Origin of the sequence: Victivallis vadensis (assembly GCF_003096415.1) — a bacterium.
Classification (GTDB): domain Bacteria; phylum Verrucomicrobiota; class Lentisphaeria; order Victivallales; family Victivallaceae; genus Victivallis; species Victivallis vadensis.
This window is the reverse complement of the sequence record NZ_QEKH01000002.1, coordinates 107,421-126,322: the sequence shown is the minus strand read 5'-3', so window position 1 is coordinate 126,322 and position 18,902 is coordinate 107,421. Positions and strand designations below refer to the sequence as shown.

General features: G+C 59.8%; 14 protein-coding genes. 5 read left to right on the top strand and 9 right to left on the bottom strand.

Going from position 1 to position 18,902, the window contains the following annotated elements; genetic code table 11:
* Genes C8D82_RS01805 through C8D82_RS01795 form a run of 3 tightly spaced genes read left to right on the top strand, consistent with a single transcriptional unit; the run spans nt 1 to nt 2,027 of the window.
* Nucleotides 1–660 carry a potassium channel family protein gene (locus C8D82_RS01805; protein ID WP_116882556.1) on the top strand — a complete coding sequence of 220 codons (660 nt, stop codon included), beginning with the start codon at nt 1–3 and terminating at the stop codon, nt 658–660.
* A gap of 3 nt (nt 661–663) precedes the next feature.
* Complete coding sequence (locus C8D82_RS01800; RefSeq protein ID WP_116882555.1) at nt 664–1,308, top strand: hypothetical protein; 645 nt, start codon at nt 664–666, stop codon at nt 1,306–1,308.
* A 2-nt stretch (nt 1,309–1,310) separates the two neighbouring features.
* On the top strand, nt 1,311–2,027 hold the full coding sequence (locus tag C8D82_RS01795) for a polyprenol monophosphomannose synthase (protein WP_116882554.1): 717 nt from the start codon (nt 1,311–1,313) through the stop codon (nt 2,025–2,027).
* Here C8D82_RS01795 and C8D82_RS01790 read toward each other — a convergent pair.
* From C8D82_RS01790 to rdgB, 5 genes are all read right to left on the bottom strand, one after another.
* Nucleotides 1,988–3,217, bottom strand: coding sequence for an RsmB/NOP family class I SAM-dependent RNA methyltransferase (locus C8D82_RS01790; protein WP_116882553.1), 1,230 nt, complete (start codon nt 3,215–3,217; stop codon nt 1,988–1,990). The genes C8D82_RS01795 and C8D82_RS01790 overlap by 40 nt on opposite strands.
* The gene (gene rfaD, locus C8D82_RS01785; protein WP_116882552.1) at nt 3,205–4,209 is read right to left on the bottom strand and encodes an ADP-glyceromanno-heptose 6-epimerase; all 1,005 of its coding nucleotides are present in this window, start codon (nt 4,207–4,209) and stop codon (nt 3,205–3,207) included. Before rfaD ends, C8D82_RS01790 begins: the two co-directional genes overlap by 13 nt.
* Before the next feature lies 1 nt (nt 4,210).
* A complete protein-coding gene (locus C8D82_RS01780) occupies nt 4,211–6,856 on the bottom strand; it encodes an LPS-assembly protein LptD (protein WP_133245014.1) in 2,646 nt (881 codons plus the stop codon).
* A 53-nt stretch (nt 6,857–6,909) separates the two neighbouring features.
* A complete protein-coding gene (locus tag C8D82_RS01775; protein ID WP_165832769.1) occupies nt 6,910–7,725 on the bottom strand; it encodes a lysophospholipid acyltransferase family protein in 816 nt (271 codons plus the stop codon).
* A gap of 108 nt (nt 7,726–7,833) precedes the next feature.
* The gene (rdgB, locus tag C8D82_RS01770) at nt 7,834–8,439 is read right to left on the bottom strand and encodes an RdgB/HAM1 family non-canonical purine NTP pyrophosphatase (RefSeq protein WP_116882549.1); all 606 of its coding nucleotides are present in this window, start codon (nt 8,437–8,439) and stop codon (nt 7,834–7,836) included.
* A gap of 68 nt (nt 8,440–8,507) precedes the next feature.
* On the opposite strand from rdgB, the gene tilS reads away from it, so the two are divergent.
* Entirely contained in the window at nt 8,508–10,949 is a 2,442-nt protein-coding gene (gene tilS, locus C8D82_RS01765) for a tRNA lysidine(34) synthetase TilS (protein WP_116882548.1), read from the top strand.
* A gap of 199 nt (nt 10,950–11,148) precedes the next feature.
* Here the strand turns inward: tilS and pyk are convergent, their stop codons facing one another.
* Entirely contained in the window at nt 11,149–12,552 is a 1,404-nt protein-coding gene (gene pyk, locus C8D82_RS01760; protein ID WP_116882547.1) for a pyruvate kinase, read from the bottom strand.
* Nucleotides 12,553–12,605: 53 nt separating this feature from the next.
* Entirely contained in the window at nt 12,606–13,625 is a 1,020-nt protein-coding gene (locus C8D82_RS01755; protein WP_243402499.1) for a tetratricopeptide repeat protein, read from the bottom strand.
* Here C8D82_RS01755 and C8D82_RS01750 point away from each other — a divergent pair.
* Nucleotides 13,625–15,805: a hypothetical protein gene (locus C8D82_RS01750; protein WP_243402498.1), complete on the top strand. Its 2,181-nt coding sequence runs from the start codon at nt 13,625–13,627 to the stop codon at nt 15,803–15,805. The two genes, C8D82_RS01755 and C8D82_RS01750, sit on opposite strands and share 1 nt — an antisense overlap.
* A gap of 761 nt (nt 15,806–16,566) precedes the next feature.
* Here the strand turns inward: C8D82_RS01750 and C8D82_RS01745 are convergent.
* Nucleotides 16,567–17,874, bottom strand: a complete 1,308-nt coding sequence (locus C8D82_RS01745) for an acetyl-CoA hydrolase/transferase family protein (RefSeq protein WP_207776050.1) — start codon at nt 17,872–17,874, stop codon at nt 16,567–16,569.
* A gap of 99 nt (nt 17,875–17,973) precedes the next feature.
* A complete protein-coding gene (fabZ, locus tag C8D82_RS01740; RefSeq protein WP_133245012.1) occupies nt 17,974–18,894 on the bottom strand; it encodes a 3-hydroxyacyl-ACP dehydratase FabZ in 921 nt (306 codons plus the stop codon).
* Nucleotides 18,895–18,902 lie beyond the last annotated feature (8 nt).

The following is an 18,902-nucleotide window of genomic DNA, read 5'->3' as shown; positions in this document are numbered from 1 at the left end:
ATGGCCAATCAGATTCTCATCATCGGTCTCGGCCAGTTCGGCCTGTCGCTCTCCCGCACCCTTGCGGAACGTGGAGCCGAGGTGCTCGCCGTCGACCAGGACCGCAAGCGGGTCGACGAAGCCGCCAATTTCGTGACGGAGGCCATCGCGATGGATGCCACCGACGAAACCGAGCTGGCCCGGCTCAATCCCGGCCAGCGGGATGTCGCGGTCTGCGCGATCGGAGACGAATCCCGCGAAGCCTCCATCATGTGCACAGCACTGCTGCGGCAGATGGGGACTCCGCGCATCATCGCACGGGCCAACGACCCGATGCTGCGCCGCATCCTGCAGCTGGTCGGAGCCCACGAAATCATCAACCCGGAATTCGAGTTCGGCAAGAAATTCGCAAACCGGATTCTGTACAGCCAGATTTTCGCGGACACCGCGCTCGGCACCGACCTGCAGCTGACCGAAATCTGCATCCAGCCCTCGATGGCGGGCAAAACGCTGATCGAACTGCAGCTGCCCAAGAAATTCGGCGTGATTGTCGCGGCAATCCGGCGCGGTAAAACCGGACGGGTGGAACTGCCGATCCCCGATGAACCGCTCTCCAGGGACGACAAGCTGCTGATCGTCTGCGGCGAAAACGCCCTGCCCAAACTGGTCAAGGGGGTGTAAGCCATGCAGGTTACGCAGTCGGTCCGGTTCGGAGCCTCAATTCTGATCGTGTTCAATCTGCTGATGTCTTTCGCCTGCATCTGGATTTTCACACGGATGGCGCCGGTGATCGACAAGATCAACGCCCGGAACAACCGTTCGCTGCAGGCCTGCGAGGAGATGCTTTCCGCGCTGGCCGAACCGCCGGCCCCGCTCGCGCTGCAGCGCTTCCGGATCGCCCTCAATATGGCTTCCGGCAACATCACCGAAACCGGGGAGCCGCTGGCGCTCCGGCAGATCCGCGCCAACTATGAAGCCGCCTTCCGGGGCGACATCACAGCCCGGACCGCAACCCTTGAGGGGATCAACCGCATCTCCGAAGCCAACCGCCTCGCGATGATCAAGGCGGCGGATGAAGCGCGCCAGCTCGGCTATGCGGGCGCGTGGGGCGTGGTGTTCATGGCGATCATCCTGCTGTTCGCCGGGCTGGTTTTCAAGCGGCGGGTCGTGCGCAACCTCGCCCAGCCCTTCGAAGAGATCGATGCGGTGATCGACGCCCGCCACAGCGGCGACCGGCTGCGCCGCTGCACCGGGGCGGGGCTGCCCCGCGATGTGGAGCGGATCTACTCCGGCATCAACGAAATCATCGACCACGAAGGCGAGCGTTGAACATGGTCACTTACTCCATCGTGATACCGACGCTCAACGAGCGTGACAATATCGTCGAACTCCTCGGACAGATCGGGCATTGCGGCCTCAGTAATTACGAAATCATCGTCGCCGACGAGAACTCCCCCGACGGAACCGCCGACGCGGTCAACGCCTATGCCGCGGCCGGGCATCCGGAGGTCCGGGCGGTCCTCAACGACGGCGACCCCGGCCTGAGCCCCAGCATCGTAAAGGGGTTTGAGACTGCCCGGGGCGAAATCCTCTGCTGCATGGACGGCGATTTGCAGCACGACGTCGGCAGCCTGCCCGGAGTGCTCTCCGAATTCAATGGCGGCGCGGATTTCGTGATCGGCTCACGCTATGTGAAAGGAGGCGGCTTCGCGGAGAAATGGAACCCCTGCCGGATTCTGATCAGCCGCACCGCCACGTTGATGGCGCGCGTGATGCTCGGAATCAAGGTCGCGGACCCGATGTCCGGCTTTTTTGCAATCCGCCGGGAGCTGTTTGAGGAACTGCGCCCCGCCCTGACGCCGCGCGGCTTCAAAATCATGCTGGAGCTGCTCTGCCTTGCCGTCAACCGCAAGGGCGATACGGTCCGGGTCGTGGAACACGGCATCATCTTCAACCGCCGCAAACACGGAGAAAGCAAGCTCACCGCGCGCGTGGCCGCCGAATATCTTCAAATGCTGCTGGCCCTGCGGCGCAACAGGCAGGCGTAAGCACCGTCCATCTCCGCCGAAGGCAGCAGCTGCCGTTCGCAGAGCCGCTCAAACCCGGGGTGTTCTTTCAGGAACGCCTCCACCTGAAGCGGATTCTCCTCCGGTTCAATGCTGCAGGTGCTGTAGACCAGTTGGCCGCCGGGAGCGGTCAGCCGCGCCGCCTCACCCAGAATCCGGCGCTGCAGCGCGGTGATCTTTTCCAACTCCTCCGGCCGAAACCGCCACAGCACGTCGGGGCGGCGGCGGTACACCCCCGTATTGGAACACGGCACATCAACCAGCACCACGTCGAACTCCCCCGTCAGTTCCGCCGGATCGGCCACCGTGACCTGATAGTCCAGACCGCGGCGGCGGAAGTTTTCGGCAGTCTGCCGCTGGCGGCGCTCCGAACGGTCCGCCGCGACCAGCCGCCCCTCCCCGGCCAGCCGTTCTCCGAGCATCAGCGACTTGCCGCCGGGGGCGGCGCAGAGATCCAGCACACTTTTAACGCCGTTGAAGTCAGGCAACGACGGCGCCAGCGAGGTGGCCGGGTCCTGAATGTAAATCCTGCCGTCGCGCAATGCCGCCGATTCCAGCAGCCGCGCCGCGGAACAGGCGCGGAAAAAGCGGAACTCCCCGAACGCCGGAACCGCCTCCGCCGCCAGTTCACCCGGCTCGAAACCGCGTTCAGCCCGAAAGGTGAACTCCGGCTGCGCCAGCAGCGCGGCGGCCAGCTGCGCCAGCTCCGCCTCGGAATACCGTTTCCGCCACCGCTTGAACAATACGGGCGGCAACACCAGCTCCGGGGCCTCCGGAACCGGCTGCGGCTGCTCCAGGGCGCGGCGCAATACCGCATTCACGAACTTCGCCTCCTGCAATTTGCCGGAGTGCTTGACCAGGCCGACCGCGATGTTGACCGCCGACTCCGGCGCGATGCCGGTCTGAAAGGTGATCTGCGCCAGCACCGCAGTCAGCAATCGCCGCACCGCCGGGCGCGGCGGGCGCGCCGCCAGGCGGCCGATCCACCCTTCCAGAAAACGCTTCCGCCGGAAGCACAGGAACAGCAGATTGGAAATCGACCGGCGCAATTCAGGGTATTGCAGCCGGAAATCCAGAAAATCGTCGAGGTTCGCCTCCCCCGCCTCCACCGCCGCCAACCCGGCGACGGCCTCTTCGAGGATCTTGGCGGAGACGCCGCTCACTTCGCGCATTCATCCCCCAGGAATTTACCGGGAACCATGTAGTTGCGGATGTAGTCGCCGATGGCGTCGTGCAGGCTCGTCGCCTCTTCGGTAAACCCGAGCGCATGCAGCTTGCCCATTTCCGCTTTGGTGTAATACTGATAACGGTCACGCAGATGCTCCGGCATTTCGATATATTCGATATCGACCGGCTTGTCCAGCGCGGCAAACGCGGCACGGGCCAGCGCGTTCCAGGTCTCCGCCCGGCCGCTGCCGATATTGTAAAGCCCTCCGGCGTCGGAGCGGCGGAACAGGAACATCACCATTTTCACCGCATCCTTCACGTACAGGAAGTCGCGCATCTGCTCGCCGTCCGCATATTCGGGGCGGTAGGAGCGAAAGAGCTTCAGCTTCCCGGTCGCCGAAATCTGCTCGAACGCCCGGCAGACCACGCTGCGCATCTCCCCCTTGTGCCGCTCATTCGGCCCGTACACGTTAGAGAATTTGCAGCCGGTGATCTTCGCGAGATAGCCGCGCCGCTTCGCCCACAGATCGAACATCTGCTTGGAGTAGCCGTACATATTCATCGGCCGCAGCTGCTCAATCCCGGTCTCGTCGTCCACATAGCCGCGGCTGCCGTCGCCGTAGGTCGCGCAGCTGGAAGCATACACCAGCCGGATACCGTTCGCGACACAGAACTCCGCCAGTTCGCAGGTCGCCTTGAAATTGTTGTCGATCAGATAGGAGGCGTCGCGCTCGGTGGTCGAGGAACAGGCCCCCATGTGGAGCACTCCGGCGATCTCGGCCGGCCTGATTCCGCCCGCCGCCAGCTTCTCGCGGAACGCGTCCTTTTCCAGATAGTCGTCAAAGCGCAGCGGAGCAAGGTTCTTCCACTTGTCCGTAGTATTGCCGAGGTGGTCCACCACCAGAATGTCGTCGATGCCCGCCCGGTTCAGCTCCCAGATCAGAGCGCTGCCGATCAGACCGGCCCCGCCGGTCACGATATATTTGCCTTTTCTCATCTTAGTTTCCTCCGGTCCAGCCGAAGGTGCGGCTTCCCGCGCCACGGCGCATTTCCCGGTCGGCATCGACCAGGATGTTGTTCGACGGTCCCGCCAGCGGATTTTCCAACCCGGTCAGATAAGCGGAGACCATGAAATTGGGCGACCAGTTGGTCTTGTGCCAGCCGTCGCCGCGGTCATATTCCAGTATGAATGAAAACGCCAGCTCCCAGCAATGGAAATTCCGGGTCACGCCGAATTCATACGCATCGACATACCCTTCGTGGAAATCGTAGCTCATCCCGAACGACCCTTTCGTGCGCCGGTCGGGCGTGATCGGGAACATCATCCCGAAATAGATTTCCTCGGTATATTCCGAAAAGTAGTTGTTGAAGTAGCTGCCCGCGTCGAACTGGGTCAGCGTGGACCCCATCGAATAGGCGCTGCGGGTTCCATACGGCCGGTGATAGGTGTAACCGAGCGTGAACCGCCAGTCGTCCGCCGGAGTGTAGCTCACATTGATGTTCCAGCGGTTCAGCCATTTCAGGTTGATGCCGGGATTGTCGATCCGGCGGCCGTTGCGGACCACCTGCGGCAGGTCTCCGTTGTTGTTGCCCGCGTCGATCGAAAACATGGTGTTGATCGAAAATCCCTTGAACGGGGACGCGGTCAGCATCGTGCAGAAATTGCCGATATTGTTGAAGCCCTCGCTCTTGTTCAAATAGAGATCCCAGTAGTTCTCCATCGCGAAATAGGTGCGGACCGAGTTTCCGCTGCGGGTCTGCAGCCGGTTCTGCACGCCGAACCGCACGAAGTTCTGTTCGTCGATCCGGTCGATTTCATCGAAGTAGTAAAGATGCTCCCGGTTGACCGTGGGCTTGGGAATGAACGTGTAGTTCACATACGGGCGCATCACGTGGCGGAGCCCGTCCAGCTGCAGCCAGCTGCTGCGCACGTTCTCCCAGGTGTTGTAGATTTTGGTCGACGCCTCAATGCCCAGCTCGCCGATGAACCGGCTGCGGCTGCCGCCTTTTTCGTCGAAGTTGTTCAAAGCGATGTTGGTGATGTTCTGCAGGTCCGCGGCCCGGAACATGGTCATCAGGTCGTCGGTATCCACCTTGTTCTTCGACGATTTCGAATAGGCGGTGAACTTGAAGCCGGCGCGCGGCACCACCGTCAGCCAGTCGAAACGCAAGGGATAGTACAGGAAATGGGTGGTGTCCAGCCGGAAGGACTCATAGTTCTTGAGCTTCTCGTACTCCTTGCCCCAGTAACCCGGAATATCGAACTTCAGCCAGCTCATCTTCAGGTAATCCATCGAGAAGTCGCCCTGATAATAGATGTTGGTGTCCAGAATCTCCTGACGCTGGAAATCCAGCCGGAAGCTGGGCAGCCGCTGCACCGTGGTGAAGAAGTCGTTCACCTTGGCCCGGATGTAGAGCGACGCGCTGAAGTGGTCGAACTGCTGCTCCAGCGACGCGTAAGTCGAAGGCTGCGGATCGCTGTCGTAGCGGCTGGTGAAGAAGTCGTTGTTGAACCACGGGTCGCTCAGCAGCTCGAACGCGCCGCGGAAATCCAGCCGGGGCGTGATGTGCGTGACATTGGTGATCCGCAGGTCGTAGCGCTGGTTCGGAATCTCCATGCGGTATTTCCAGTAATCCTCGCTCTCATAGGGGTCCTTGTCGCGGATCGTATAGAAGAAAATCTCCGTCTTGGAATTCTCCGTCCCGAAATCGGCCTCCACGCCGCCGGCGAACCCGCGCTTCTCATAGTAGTCCGCCATCAGCTTCGCTTTGGAATACGGATAGTCGGTGAAGTTGAACCGTTTGGAGAGCAGCACGTAGTATCCCCAGTCGCTCGCCTTGCCCCACTGGGTGCTCAGCAATCCGGGGGACTCGTCCTTGGGCTTGTAGAAGACCGGCAGCCACAGCACCGGCACACCGTACACCTTCGCGAAGCCGTTGGTCACGAACACGGAGTATTCGCCGAGGTCCGACTCCAGATTGTCCAGCCCGTAGCCGTAGAAGGAGGTGTTCTGCGGAATCAGGGTCGCCTCGCCGCAGCTGATCGAATAGTGGGCGTTGTCGTTCAACAGGTAGTTACAGGCGCTGATCTCCGCCTTTTTCACCACGATCTTGCCGTCCGGACGCCGTTCGCCGACCCCGGCCTTGCAGATGAAGGTGTTGTACTGCGCTTCAAAATTCTCGAACTGGAAGTAGCCGGTCTCCATATTGCCGACCATCCGCTGCGCGCGGATATTGTCGGTCAGCCCGGAAGCCTCCACCTGAATCAGCTGGTCACCCCAGATATCCCCCATGATCCCTTTCACGGAAACCAGGATGTTCGACGCGCGCTCCAGCCGGGCGAGCTTATCCGTGTCGATGTTGCCGGTCATGCTGACCCAGCGGTAGAACTGGATGTTGCCCGTCGCCTCCACATCCCAGGTGGAAGCGTTGATCACCGCCTTGTCGGCGTACACCTCCATATCGCCGAAAGGCAGATAGACGTTGCCGGAGACCACGATATTGTTGTCGACGAAGTTCATGTTGTCGGCCCGCATCCGCTTCAGATCGCTGAGCTTCATCCGCGAAAGCTGGGCGCCCGCAGCCGGCAGCATCAGCGCCAGCACCGCGACAGCGACAAAGTATTTAGCCTTATGCGACAGCAAAACATCAAACTCCAATTTGAGCGGGACGCCCCCCGGCCGCCCCAGGTTGAACACTATTTGCGACCGGTCTCCCGGGAGCGCCACTCTTTCAGGCGTTCCCGAATAAAAGCGATAATCTCCTGCTGCAACTCCTGGCCGTTCCCGGCCACCTCGCGCGCCGCGCCGAATTCGAACCAGACCTCCCGCTCCGGCCGCACCGGGCCGAGATCGCGGAAATACCTGCCGTTCCCGAGGAAGTCGGTTTTGAGGGCAAAGGGCAGCACCGGCACTCCGGACCGCTTCGCCAGCTTGATTCCGATCGAATTGAACTTCTCCGGGTCGAACTCCTCGCTGCGGGTGGATTGCGGAAAAATGATGATCGAGCGCCCTGAGGCAAGCAGTTTTCCGCCCTCCTCGAAGACCGCTTTCAGGTCGTCGCGCGGGTTCGCGCGGCCGATCGGAATCGCTTCAAGGCTGGTCATGATGTCCCGGAAAAACGGCACCTCCATCAGCGACTGCTTGATCACAAAGGTGAAATCGACCAACCCGCGAGCCACGGAATGAAACAAAGCGGTTTCCAATAAACTCATATGGTTGCCGATCAGCACAACCGGACGGCCGTCGAGCGCCCGCAGATTGTCGAGGCCGCGCAGGTGCACTTTGCCGCCGCAGCGCTCCACCAGCCGGAGGTTTTCATTGGAGTAGGAAATCTGCCGCTCTTTGGTCAGCTCCCCGCGCCTGCCGCAGCGCCCGGTGCGGCAGAAGATGCCGAAGTTGTTCACATAGAAGTACCAGCGGTTTTTCAGCAGAAGGCGGTACCAGACCGACTTCGGCGCATCCGGCGGCGTATCGTAGCTGTCGCCGGCAAACAAATAACTGCTTTGTTCCATAAAAGCCATTCATTGATTAAGTGGTGCTTCCCGGACACCGGGAAATTATCAACCGATAATATAACACCGCTTCACTGCAATTGCAATCAACGCAACCGGATTCCGGAATTACAGGTCGAACTCGTCGTCCAGCACCGACATCTCATCCTCGACGAACTCCATCGCCAATTTGAACGCATTCGCCCGGTGGCTGATCCGGTTCTTCAATTCGGGAGCCATCTCGCCGAAGGTCTGGTCGTACCCGTCCGGCTGGAAGACCGGATCGTAGCCGAAGCCGCTTTCGCCGCGCGGCGCATCGACGATCGTGCCCTTGATCTCCCCCTCGAAGCTCTCGATCACCTCGCCGTTGATCGCGATCGCGATCGCGCAGACGAAGCGGGCGCGCCGGTTGGTTTGCCCTTTCATCTCGTCCAGCAGTCTGGCGATCCGCTCTTTGTCAGTCGGCGCATAGCGGGCGGAATAGATGCCGGGGCGGCCGTCAAGCGCCTCGACCTCCAGCCCGGAATCGTCCGCAAACGCGGGCACGTCGCAGTATTTGCAGGCGGCCAGCGCCTTGATCCCGGCGTTTTCGATAAAACTTCTGCCGTTCTCCTCGACCCCGGGGAAACCGGGATAATCCAGCAGCGACTTCAGTTCGACATTCTGCCCTTCAAGCAGCTTGCGGTACTCGTCGACCTTGTGGGCATTGGCGGTGGCGGCGACAATATAAGCCATAATCAATCCATCTCCTTGATTTCAAACGTTACGCCACATATATTATAACCGAAAGCGGATGATTACAAATGAAACTTGACGATTGCGGCAAACTTTTTGCCCCTTTTCAACACGGCCGTCTGTTCGTCGGCTTTTCCGGCGGCGCCGACAGCACCGCCGCGCTGCTGGTTGCCCGCCGTTTCCAGGAAATCTTTCACTACCGGCTGACCGCCATCCACTTCGACCACGGCCTGCGCGGCGCGGAATCCGCCGCCGAAGCGGAGGCGGCGCAACGGTTCGCCCGAAATTGCGCCATCGAATTCCGGCTGGTCCGCCTGGCGCTCTCTCCCGGCCCCGGCCTCGAAAGCCGCGCCCGCGCCGCCCGGCTCGATGTGTGGAAAGAACTGGTCCGGGAGAATCCCGGTTCCGCGGTGATACTCGGACACCACGCCGGGGACCGTGCCGAAAACCTGCTGCTGCGGCTCGCGCGCGGCTCCAACGCGACCGGGCTTACCTCAATGCGGAGCCGTTCCGAGGTGGACAACGTGATTTTCCTGCGCCCGCTGCTCGGCTTTGCCCGCACCGAAATCGAGGAGTTCCTGCATGAAAACGGAATCAGCGAATGGGCGCGGGACTCCAGCAACGCCGAAAACCGCTTCCGCCGCAACCTGCTGCGCAACCGGCTGCTGCCGGAATTTTACGCGAAGCTCCCCGGCTCCGAGGCCGGCCTGCGCCACTCGCTCGACGTGCTGGAGCTGGATGCGGAGTTTCTGGAACAGGAGGCGGAACGGCGCTTCCGGGAGCTGGACGGCTCCGCCGCATTCTGGCGAAAACTGCATCCGGCGCTGCTGGTGCGGGTGTTGCGGCTCTGGTTCCGCGCCGAACTCGGAACCGACCTGATCCCGCCGCCCGAACTGGTCAGGCGGCTGCAAAGCGAGCTGAACGCCCCGAAGCCGGAACCGCGCCTGATCCCGGTGCACAGCGGAATCAGCCTGCGATTGCAGGGCGATACCCTGCAGATCGCGGCGGCGGCGGCCCTGCCCCGCCTCACCTGGAAGTTCGATCAGGAAACGGAAATCGGTTTCGGCCCGTTCCGGCTCCGCGTGGAATGGCTGGAAACCTTTCCCGGCCCGCCGCCGGACTGCACCGTCGCGCTGTTCGACGCAGACCGCCTGCCGGAAACGCTGACCGTACGCGCAAGGGAAGCCGGAGACGCACTGATCCCCTTCGGCGGAAGCAAACCGGTCTCGTTGAAGAAACTGCGAACCGGCCGGGGGATTCCCGCCTCCACGCCCTGCCCGGTGGTCACGTCACCGGACGGGACGATCCTGTGGGCTCCGCTGATCCGCCACACCATCCACGCGCCGGTCACGCCGGAAACCCGGCGCATCCTGCGCCTCCGTTTCATTCATGCAAGATGTGCCGGACGGGAAAAATATGAGCAGTCGCCTTTTCCTGACTTGAAAAAATCATCTTCCGATGATAAGTTTGAACTGTCAGTTCTGCAAAATAAATCTACAACAAGAAACGGCGCTATGAAAAAGATCGACTTTGAAGCTCACTACTACACTCCGGAAATTTTTACCGCTCTGGAAAAAAACGGGATGTGGAACCCGCAGAGCAAAGTCCTGAGCTTGGGGAAGGACTGTCCCCTCGACATGGGAAAAGTGCCGTATGTTTACAAAGGGCTGTTCGACTTTGCGGAACAGCGGTTGAGTGAAATGGATCGTTTCGGGGTGACCAAACAGATTCTCGGCTGTTCCCCCGGCATTGAAATGCTGTCAGGCCCTGAAGCCGTTGAGCTTGCCCGTAAAAGCAATACCCGCATCGCCGAAGTGATCAGGCGGTTTCCCGGCCGTTTTCTCGGATTTGCCGTCCTCCCGGTGCGCGACGCCGAGGCCGCCGCGGCGGAGCTGAAGCGCTGCATTCAGGAGCTCGGCTTTGTCGGAGTCATGACTCACTCCAATTATGGCGACTGTTATCCTGACGAAGAACGCTTTGCGCCGATTTTCGATTGCATGGGGGCGCTTGATGTGCCGTTTTACCTGCATCCGAACGGCGGGTCGATCGACCGGCTTTCCGGCTACGGCTGGCAGCTCGGGTCGGCCGCGTTCGGCTTCACCATTGAAACCCTGATCACGATCGCCCGGATGATTTACAACGGCACTTTCGACCGCAATCCGAATCTGAAAATGATCCTCGGACATTACGGCGAAGCGATGGCCGTGCTGCTTGACCGCATGGATGCCAGAGCGTCCATGGTTCCGAACGCGCCGACCGTCAAAAGCCGGCATCAGCCCAGTTATTATTTCAAAAACAATATCTGGATGACGACCAGCGGCAACTTCGCTCCAATCGCTTTTGAGGCGGCGAAGCGGACGTTCGGAATGGAGCATATCCTGTTCGGCTCGGATTATCCGTATGAAACCATGGAAGAATCCATGACCTTCCTGGACCGCCAGCCGATGACCGTCGAGGAACGGAATATGCTGTTTTATAAAAATGCCGAACAGTTTTTCAATATCGTGTGACACGATTTCCGGCAAAATCCGGCCAGGAACGGGATGATGATCCCCATCGCGCTTCCCGGTTTCGTCACGCAGTCTATCCTGCCGGCATGGAAATATTCCGGACGGCGCCGGACATCTTTCCATAACACCAGAGAACCGACAGGTAACAAAAGTAATATATTCCTATTCCTCAGATATTTCAGATGATGACCTGCCGCAATCAGATAAAGTCTTTGACCGCTCCGAGGCAGAAAAGGTTGTTGCGCTCCATCGACTGCGAATTCTTGGCCAGCATCGCGACCTTGTCGTCCGGAGCCAGCCGCTTTTCTTCGATCAGGGTCCGGCAGGTCTGCCGGGTCAGGTCGATCACATCCTCCGCGAATGCATTGTAACCGGCGTAAACGCCGTAGGTCAGCGACAGCTGCCGCACCACGCCCGGATTGTAGCTGAAGGCGAAAATCGGCTTGCGGGGACGATAGGCGGCGCAGAGCCGCGCCGAAAGCCCGCTGGCGGTATTGCACACGATCGCCCGGACCGGCAGCCGTTCGGCCGCTTCGACCGCGGAATGGATCAGGAAAGCGGAGTTTTCGTCGGAATCGCTGATCTGTTCGCGCACCCTTGTGAAATAATAATCCGGCGACTTCTCGGTCTCCTCCAGAATCCGGCTCATCACGCTGACCGCTTCGACCGGATACACCCCCTCGGCGGTTTCCCCCGAAAGCATCACCGCGTCGGTGCCGTCATAGACCGCATTCGCGACGTCGTTGATTTCGGCGCGGGTCGGCAGCGGGCTGTTCTCCATGCTCTGCAGCATCTGGGTCGCGGTGATCACCGACTTGCCCGCCGCCATGCAGGCGCGGATCAGTTTCTTCTGGATCAGCGGCACTTCCTCAAGCGGAATTTCGATGCCGAGGTCGCCGCGCGCGACCATCACGCCGTCGGCGGCTTTCAGGATTTCGTCGAGATTGTCGACCCCCTGCCGGTTTTCGATCTTCGCGATAATGCGGATATCGCTGTCGCCGGTGTCGAGGATGCTGCGCACCGCCAGCACGTCGTTCGCACTGCGCACGAAAGAGTGGGCGATGAAATCGAGGTCGTTCTTCACCGCGTATTCGATGAAGTCCCGGTCCTTACGGGTCAGCGCGGGCATTTTCAGCTCCGCGCCGGGAACGTTCACCGATTTATGATTCTTGAGTTCGCCGTCGCGCTTCGCCTCGCAGTGCAGCAGGCCGCCGCTTTTGCCAAGCACCAGCAGTTCCATCGCGCCGTCGTCGAAAATGATCCGCGCTCCGACCGGAACTTCGGCGGTGAATTTGGAGTAGTTCACCTGAACCGCTTTTTCCTGCGGCACGGTTTCGCCGGTCAGGTCGAGCTTGTCTCCGATCTTCAGCGCGAGTGGCGCATCGAGGTTGCAGGTGCGGATATTCGGCCCTTTGGTATCGACCATGATCGCCAGCTTATCCGAAACCTTGCGCACCAGCGCCACGATCCGGTCCATATCCGCGATTTCCATGTGGGCGGTGTTCAGCCGGACCACGTCCATGCCGTTCTTGTAGAGTCCGCGCAACAGCTCCTCGGTGCAGGTCGACGCATTGATCGTCGCCACGATCTTCGTATATTTCATCGCAATTCCCCTTCTGAATCAAGTCAATTGCAATAATATACGTTGCCGGCGCCTCACATGCAAGTTTCCGCCATGTACTTCCGGCGGATTTCAGCCTGCCATCGCCTGCTCCGCAACAGCCGCAACGCCCCCGGAATCTTTTTACGCACCGCCAGATGCAACAGCTTTTCCAGTTCCCGGAATCGTTCCGGCGGGAACCGGCACTCCCCTTTCAATCCAAGCCGGACGATCTGCCACGCGCTCCACGGATCATGTTCCCTCCGGTACACAAAATCGAAGTGCGGCAACGCTTCCGCGGCCGGGCTGATCATCCCCAGCCAATACCGGGCATCGCAATCATCGGGATTATGTTCCAGAAAACGCGCCAGCAGTTTCCGGGCCTCATCCGGCTTCTTTTCAGTGCCTTCGCCATGAATATACATCAGCGCCAGCGAAAACAAAGCCGGTTCATCTCCCGATGCGACCGCCTTTTTACGCCACAGGAAAGCCTTGCGCAAATCCCGCCGGACTCCCTTTCCCTCTGCATACAGAGCGCCGAGCCAGTCGGCGGCTTTCGCTCTGCGGCTTTGCAGGTAACTCCGCCGGAACCACTCGAATGCTTTCCGGTAATTCTTCCGGGTCCCCTCCCCGAAATAATAACCTTCCGCCAGACCGCAATACGCCAGCTCATCGCCATTTTCCGCGGCAAAGCGGATATAGAAAAATGCTTTATGCTCGTCCTTGCGGACACCCGTTCCGTGATGATAAGAAGCTCCGAGGTTGCAGGCCGCCTCAATGTGGCCGGCATCGGCGGCACGCTGGTAATACCGGACCGCCCGCCGGTGATCGACCGGCACTCCCCGCCCATAATCGTAAAGCAGCGCCAGATTAAACCACGCCTCCGGAGTCTCGGCCCGCCGGTAAGCCGCAATCACCTGTTCAACCGGGGCGCCCTGCTTTTCGAGTAACACACCGTAATCGAAGAAAGCCTCCCGATCACCGAGTTCGCCGCAGCGCCGATACAGTTCCAAAGCACGCGGAATATCGTTTTCACCACCTTCGTGATTGGAAAGCATAAAAGCAAGGTTGAACATTGCTCCCTGATGCCCCTGTTCCGCCGCCCGCTCATACCAGAAACGTTCTGCGATATGGTCAGTGGGAATATTTCCGGTCTTTTCCTCTCCCAGCTTCCACGCCAGCTCAAACTGCGCTTCAGCCTCACCGGCTTCAGCACGTTCCCAAAGTTGTTGGAACTTATCCTGTTCATCCGCCATTTCCGGTTCCTCCTGATACAGCATACCATATCCCGAAAACTTTTTCAAGCAATTTTATCTGTATTTCCATTGAATTACGGCGGTCAAACAATTACAGTATCCGCAAATCAAAGGAGTACAGAATGTCAGACGCTCAACCGTTACGCCATTATTCACGCAAGAAGTTCTTTTACCGCCTCTTCCTGCGACGTTCACCGTGCAACGCCGCCGTCTTCGGCTTCGGCTGGATGCTGTTCTGCCTTTTATCGTTGCCGGGCTTCCTGCTGCTGGTGGTCTTTCCCTGGTTCGCTTCAGTATCGAAAGCAAATTTTCATACGATCATCGGAGTCCTTTGCCTCATCTTTTTCCTGTTTCTGCTTTTCTACTGCTACGGTCTGTTCATGCTCGGCTTCGCTTATTCCGGGCTGGTGCGCAAAGTGCTTTCCGCCCGAAAAGTATTTCAACAGTCAGCGGCGATTTGCGCCCTCTTTATTCCTGCCGGAATTCTGGTCATCGGTCCGATATTGTGGAAGCAGAAACAAAAAACGGCCCTCTGTCTGGCAAGTGCCGCAGTCATATTGATGATACTGTTCTTTCTTACCGGAAGCCGGAATTCTCCTATTCCACTCGGCAGTTCATGGATACTGAACTTCGGCTGCATTGCCCTGTTCACTGCGGCATTGGCCTTGATCCGGGATAATCGCCGCTTCCGGCCGGCTTCCCTGCTGCCACTCTTTTTATTGCTTCTCTACAGTACAGGCCTCCTGATTTATGATCGGACTCTTTCCGCCGAAATCGCGGAACAGCGCGATATGCTGGCCCGCCTGACCGGACGGCCGGTCGATCCCGCCGGTTTCTGGCAAGAGCAGGAAAAGGGAATACCGCTTACAGCCGAGCCGTTGGCGACTCTGATCGCTTCTGCTCCGAAGGAAAGCCTTGAACTTCCTGTCCTGCCGCTTCCGGGCGATTTTCCGGCCCGCCTGCACGCCCGCCGCGAGGCCAACCCGGCCTTTGCAGCCGCAGTCAGGGAACTCCGGCAGCTGCCGCCCCAGCCAATCCGCCATATCCGTCCTTCGGATGACCTTCTCGCCTCCATCAATCTTTCAGAGTTGAATTCCCTGCGGGAAGCAGGCCGCCTGACGGCCGGAGAACTGATCGCAGCCGCCGCCGACCAGCAAGCCGTGCTCCGCCTTAACGCCGCTCTGATACGTCTGAGAAACTGGTGTGCCGCCGATTTTTCCCTGATCGCCAAACTGGTAGCCATGTCCATAGAAAAAATGCGTCTGGACAGCTTGCGTTTTGCATTGACAGCCGACAGCCTGACCGATGATGACTTCAAAACACTGGCGAGCGAACAAGCCAACTGGGGCGATATTTTTATCGACGCTTTCGCCGATGAAGCAACAGCCTTTGAGAGCTGCATCAATTTTGTCCAGTCCCAAACGCTTCAGGCCCTCTCCGACCGCCCGACCGTCCTGCCTGTTTCCGTGCAACGTTTTCTGCCGCTGGAAGTCGGAATCTGGCTCAAGCGGGACTGGCGGTTCGCACAAAGTTATTATCTGCTCGGAATCCGACTTTTCCGGGAATCCGCTCCTGCCTCCAGTGGTACGGTACAGGCCTCTCAATTCACAGATTTAAACAAAGAACTGCGCCGGAAAGGCTTCCTGCTCTCCGGCATGCTGCTGCCCGCATTGAATATGATCCACGTCAAACAAGCGGAAATCGAGGACGCGAAGCTGCTTGCCGACACCGCGTTTCAGGTAGAACGCTACCGCCGCAAATACGGCAAGCTGCCCGAAACGCTCGAAGCACTGGTTCCCGAATTTCTCCCCACCGTCCCGCTCGATCGCATGAACCGTCTGCCGATCCGCTACGAGCACGGCGACCTCAAATTCAAACGGCCCGGCAAACCGGAGGAAACGCATCGCGGCTATCGCCTCTACACCTGCGAATACGACGGCAAGAATATCGGAGGAACAAAAGCGCGAAATACATTTGCCGTATTGTTTCCTGCCGATTGACCGGCCGCCTCAGCACGTCCCTGCTCCCGCGACGCACGTGAGTTTTATACAATGCCGGTCGGTCACTGTTGGAGCTTCCGTGCCAGTCCATGGAAGTCCGTGGGTACAATGTTCGTAAGGCCGAGCGGTGATTTTGGAGTGCGGAGCCCGAAGGGCTTGCTCCCGCTCTGCGGGAGTAAGATTCATCTCCGCTTTCCAGTCGCACGTGAGTTTTATGGTTGGCTCATCATTGCAACAAGCACAAGCGGGGATGCCCGGAGGGTAACAACTTTTGAGCGCAAGCGCAGGCAGGCTGCCCGGAGGGTAGTGAGCACCGGATCTCCGGCCTGCGGATGGCTCCGGGGGACGTCGCGCACGTCCCCCGGACCCCCTCGCCGGTGGCGGAGGCCGGTCCGGTTGCAAAGCACTTCCGCTCGCGGGCGCGGCTTCGCCGCTTACTTGCCGGGCTGCGCCCGTCAACTCTTCATCGTTCGCTACGCTCACTACGTTCGGCTTCGTCACTATCGTTCCTCGTTACTTGCCAGTGGCAAGTAATTCCCTCACATTCGTTCGCGGCGCTGACCGCGCTTGTTGTGCGCCGCGTAAGAGGCATTACGGCCTTATTTGTGCGCCGCGTAAGTGGTGATGCAGACCGTCCGATGCTTTGCCTGTACTGGTTGCCCGCACGCCCCCCGCAGGGGCATTGGCGGGCGCACTAGGCAGCGGCACCTTGCCGCCGCACCCGGCAGCGGCACCTTGTCGTGCGCGCGATCAATCGAAAGTCAGGCTTTCACCCGCAGGAAAGGCGTGCCGAAACGCTCCACGGCGGCGCGTTCCAGCGCTTCGCGGTGATCCGGGTGGGCGATTCCGATCAGCAGTTTTGCCCGCTGCTGCAAAGATTTTCCGTAGAGGTCCACCCGGCCGTATTCCGTAATCACGTGGTGGACCAGATTGCGCGGCGTGACCACTCCCGCTCCGACTTCCAGCGTCGGCACGATTTTGCTGACCCCCTTGCGGGTCGCGGACGGCATCGCGATAATCGGCTTGCCGCCCTCCGAGCGCGAGGAGCCGTAGATGAAATCCAGCTGTCCGCCGACTCCGGAATAGATTTTCGTACCGATCGAATCGGCGCACACCTGTCCGGTCAAATCCACCTGAATCGCGGAATTGATCGCGACCACTTTCGGATTCTTCGCAATGATGAACGGATCGTTGGTATAGGCGGCGTCACGCATGCGCACCATCCGGTTGCGATGCGCGAAATCATAGACCTTCTGCGTTCCCATCAGGAAACACGCGACGATCTTGCCGCGGTCGATCTTCTTGCGCGCTCCGGTCACCACCCCGGCCTCCACCAGCGGCAGCAGGCCGTCGGCGAACATTTCGGTATGGACTCCCAGATCACGCCGGTCCGAGAGCTGCGACAGCACCGCATTCGGAATCTCGCCGATGCCGAGCTGCAGACAGGAGCCGTCCTCGATCAGTTCGGCGCAGTGGCGGCCGATGATCCGCTCCACCTCGTCCGGCGGCTGGAACGCCATGGTTTCAATCGGAGCGTCATGGGGAACGATGTAGTCGATCCGGTCCAGCGGAATCACCGCATCCCCCAGCGTGAACGGGACATGGCAGTTCATCACCGCGATCACCACCCGGGCGCATTCGATCGCCGCCAGCGCGACATCCACCGAGGTTCCCAGCGACACCCGGCCGTGGCGGTCGGGACGCGAAACCTGAATCATCGCGACATCCAGCGGCAAAATGCCTCTGCGGAACAGCAACGGTATTTCATGCAGGGAAACCGGCAGGTAGTCGGCATATCCGGCGTGCACCTCCCGGCGGACATTGCCGCCGACGAAAAAGGATTCCGAACGGAAAACCCCCTCATACTCCGCCCCCGCGTAATTCGTGGTCTCGGCCGTATGAATGTGACGGAGCGTCACATTGGAAAGCCCGCCCAGCCGGGCACGGGTGCACAACGCATCCACCAGATTCTTCGGCACCGAACCGGCACTGGACAGGTAAACGGCGTCCCCGGAACCGACAAACTGCACCGCCTCCTCCGCGGTCACGACCCGATATTTCCTGCTCAAATATACTTCCCCGCTCTGCCACTGCCTCAATACAACATTCGCGGCCGTCCGGACCCCGACAGCTCCGGTCCGGCCGCCATCATTCGGCATCGGAAACTTTTACGCGTCGACGATCGCGAACATCAAAGTGATTTCGAACACCACCTTGCCGTCCACCTTGATCGTACCGGTTCCCTTGCCGAACTTCGACTTACCCGGCGGCAGGGTGATATCGATCACCAGCTGGTCCCCCGGAAACACCGGCTCAAAGATTTCCGCGCGGTCGATCGACATGAAGTAACCGATCTTGCCGACGTTTTCAGGGCGCGACAGCACCAGCGCACAGCCGGACTGCGCGACGATCTCGCAGAGCAGCGACTCCGGCATCACCGCGTAGTCATCCGGACAGTGCGAGAAAATTTCCTCGTTGACCGAAACATTCTTCACGGCCTGCACGTGATCGCCGTCCACCTTCGCGATGTTGTCGATCAGCAAAAAGGGATAGCGGTGCGGCACCAGCGACATGATCTTCAGCACATCCAGCGGTGTCTCCGCATGCTTGTCGAATTCGCCGTAAAGCTCCGGCATCTTCGTCGCGCTTTTGCGGGGGCGCACCGCCAGCGTGATGGTCGCCTCGCAGGTCGCGCCGCCGTTGTTCATGGTCTTCGCCTTGACGACCGCTTCGGAGTTGTCCCGGATTTCGACGATCTCGGCTTCGACTTTCATCCGGTCGCCGGGATTGTTCGGGCGGCGGAACTTCACCTTTTCCACCACGCGCATATAAACGTCGTTCTTCCCTTCCGGGTCGAGCGTGGAACGCACCGCCAGCTCGCCGAGCTGCTTCATCGCCTCGACCTGCAGCACTCCCGGCATGATCGGGTGATTCGGGAAATGCCCCTGAAAGAATATCTCATTCATCGTCAGATTCTTGACGGCAATCCACTTCTGTTCCGACTCCTGTTCGGCACGATCCAGCATCAGCATCGGATAACGCTGCGGCAGCACGGCCTTGATCTCACGGGTTCCGAAAACCTGTCCCATCGTAAAAA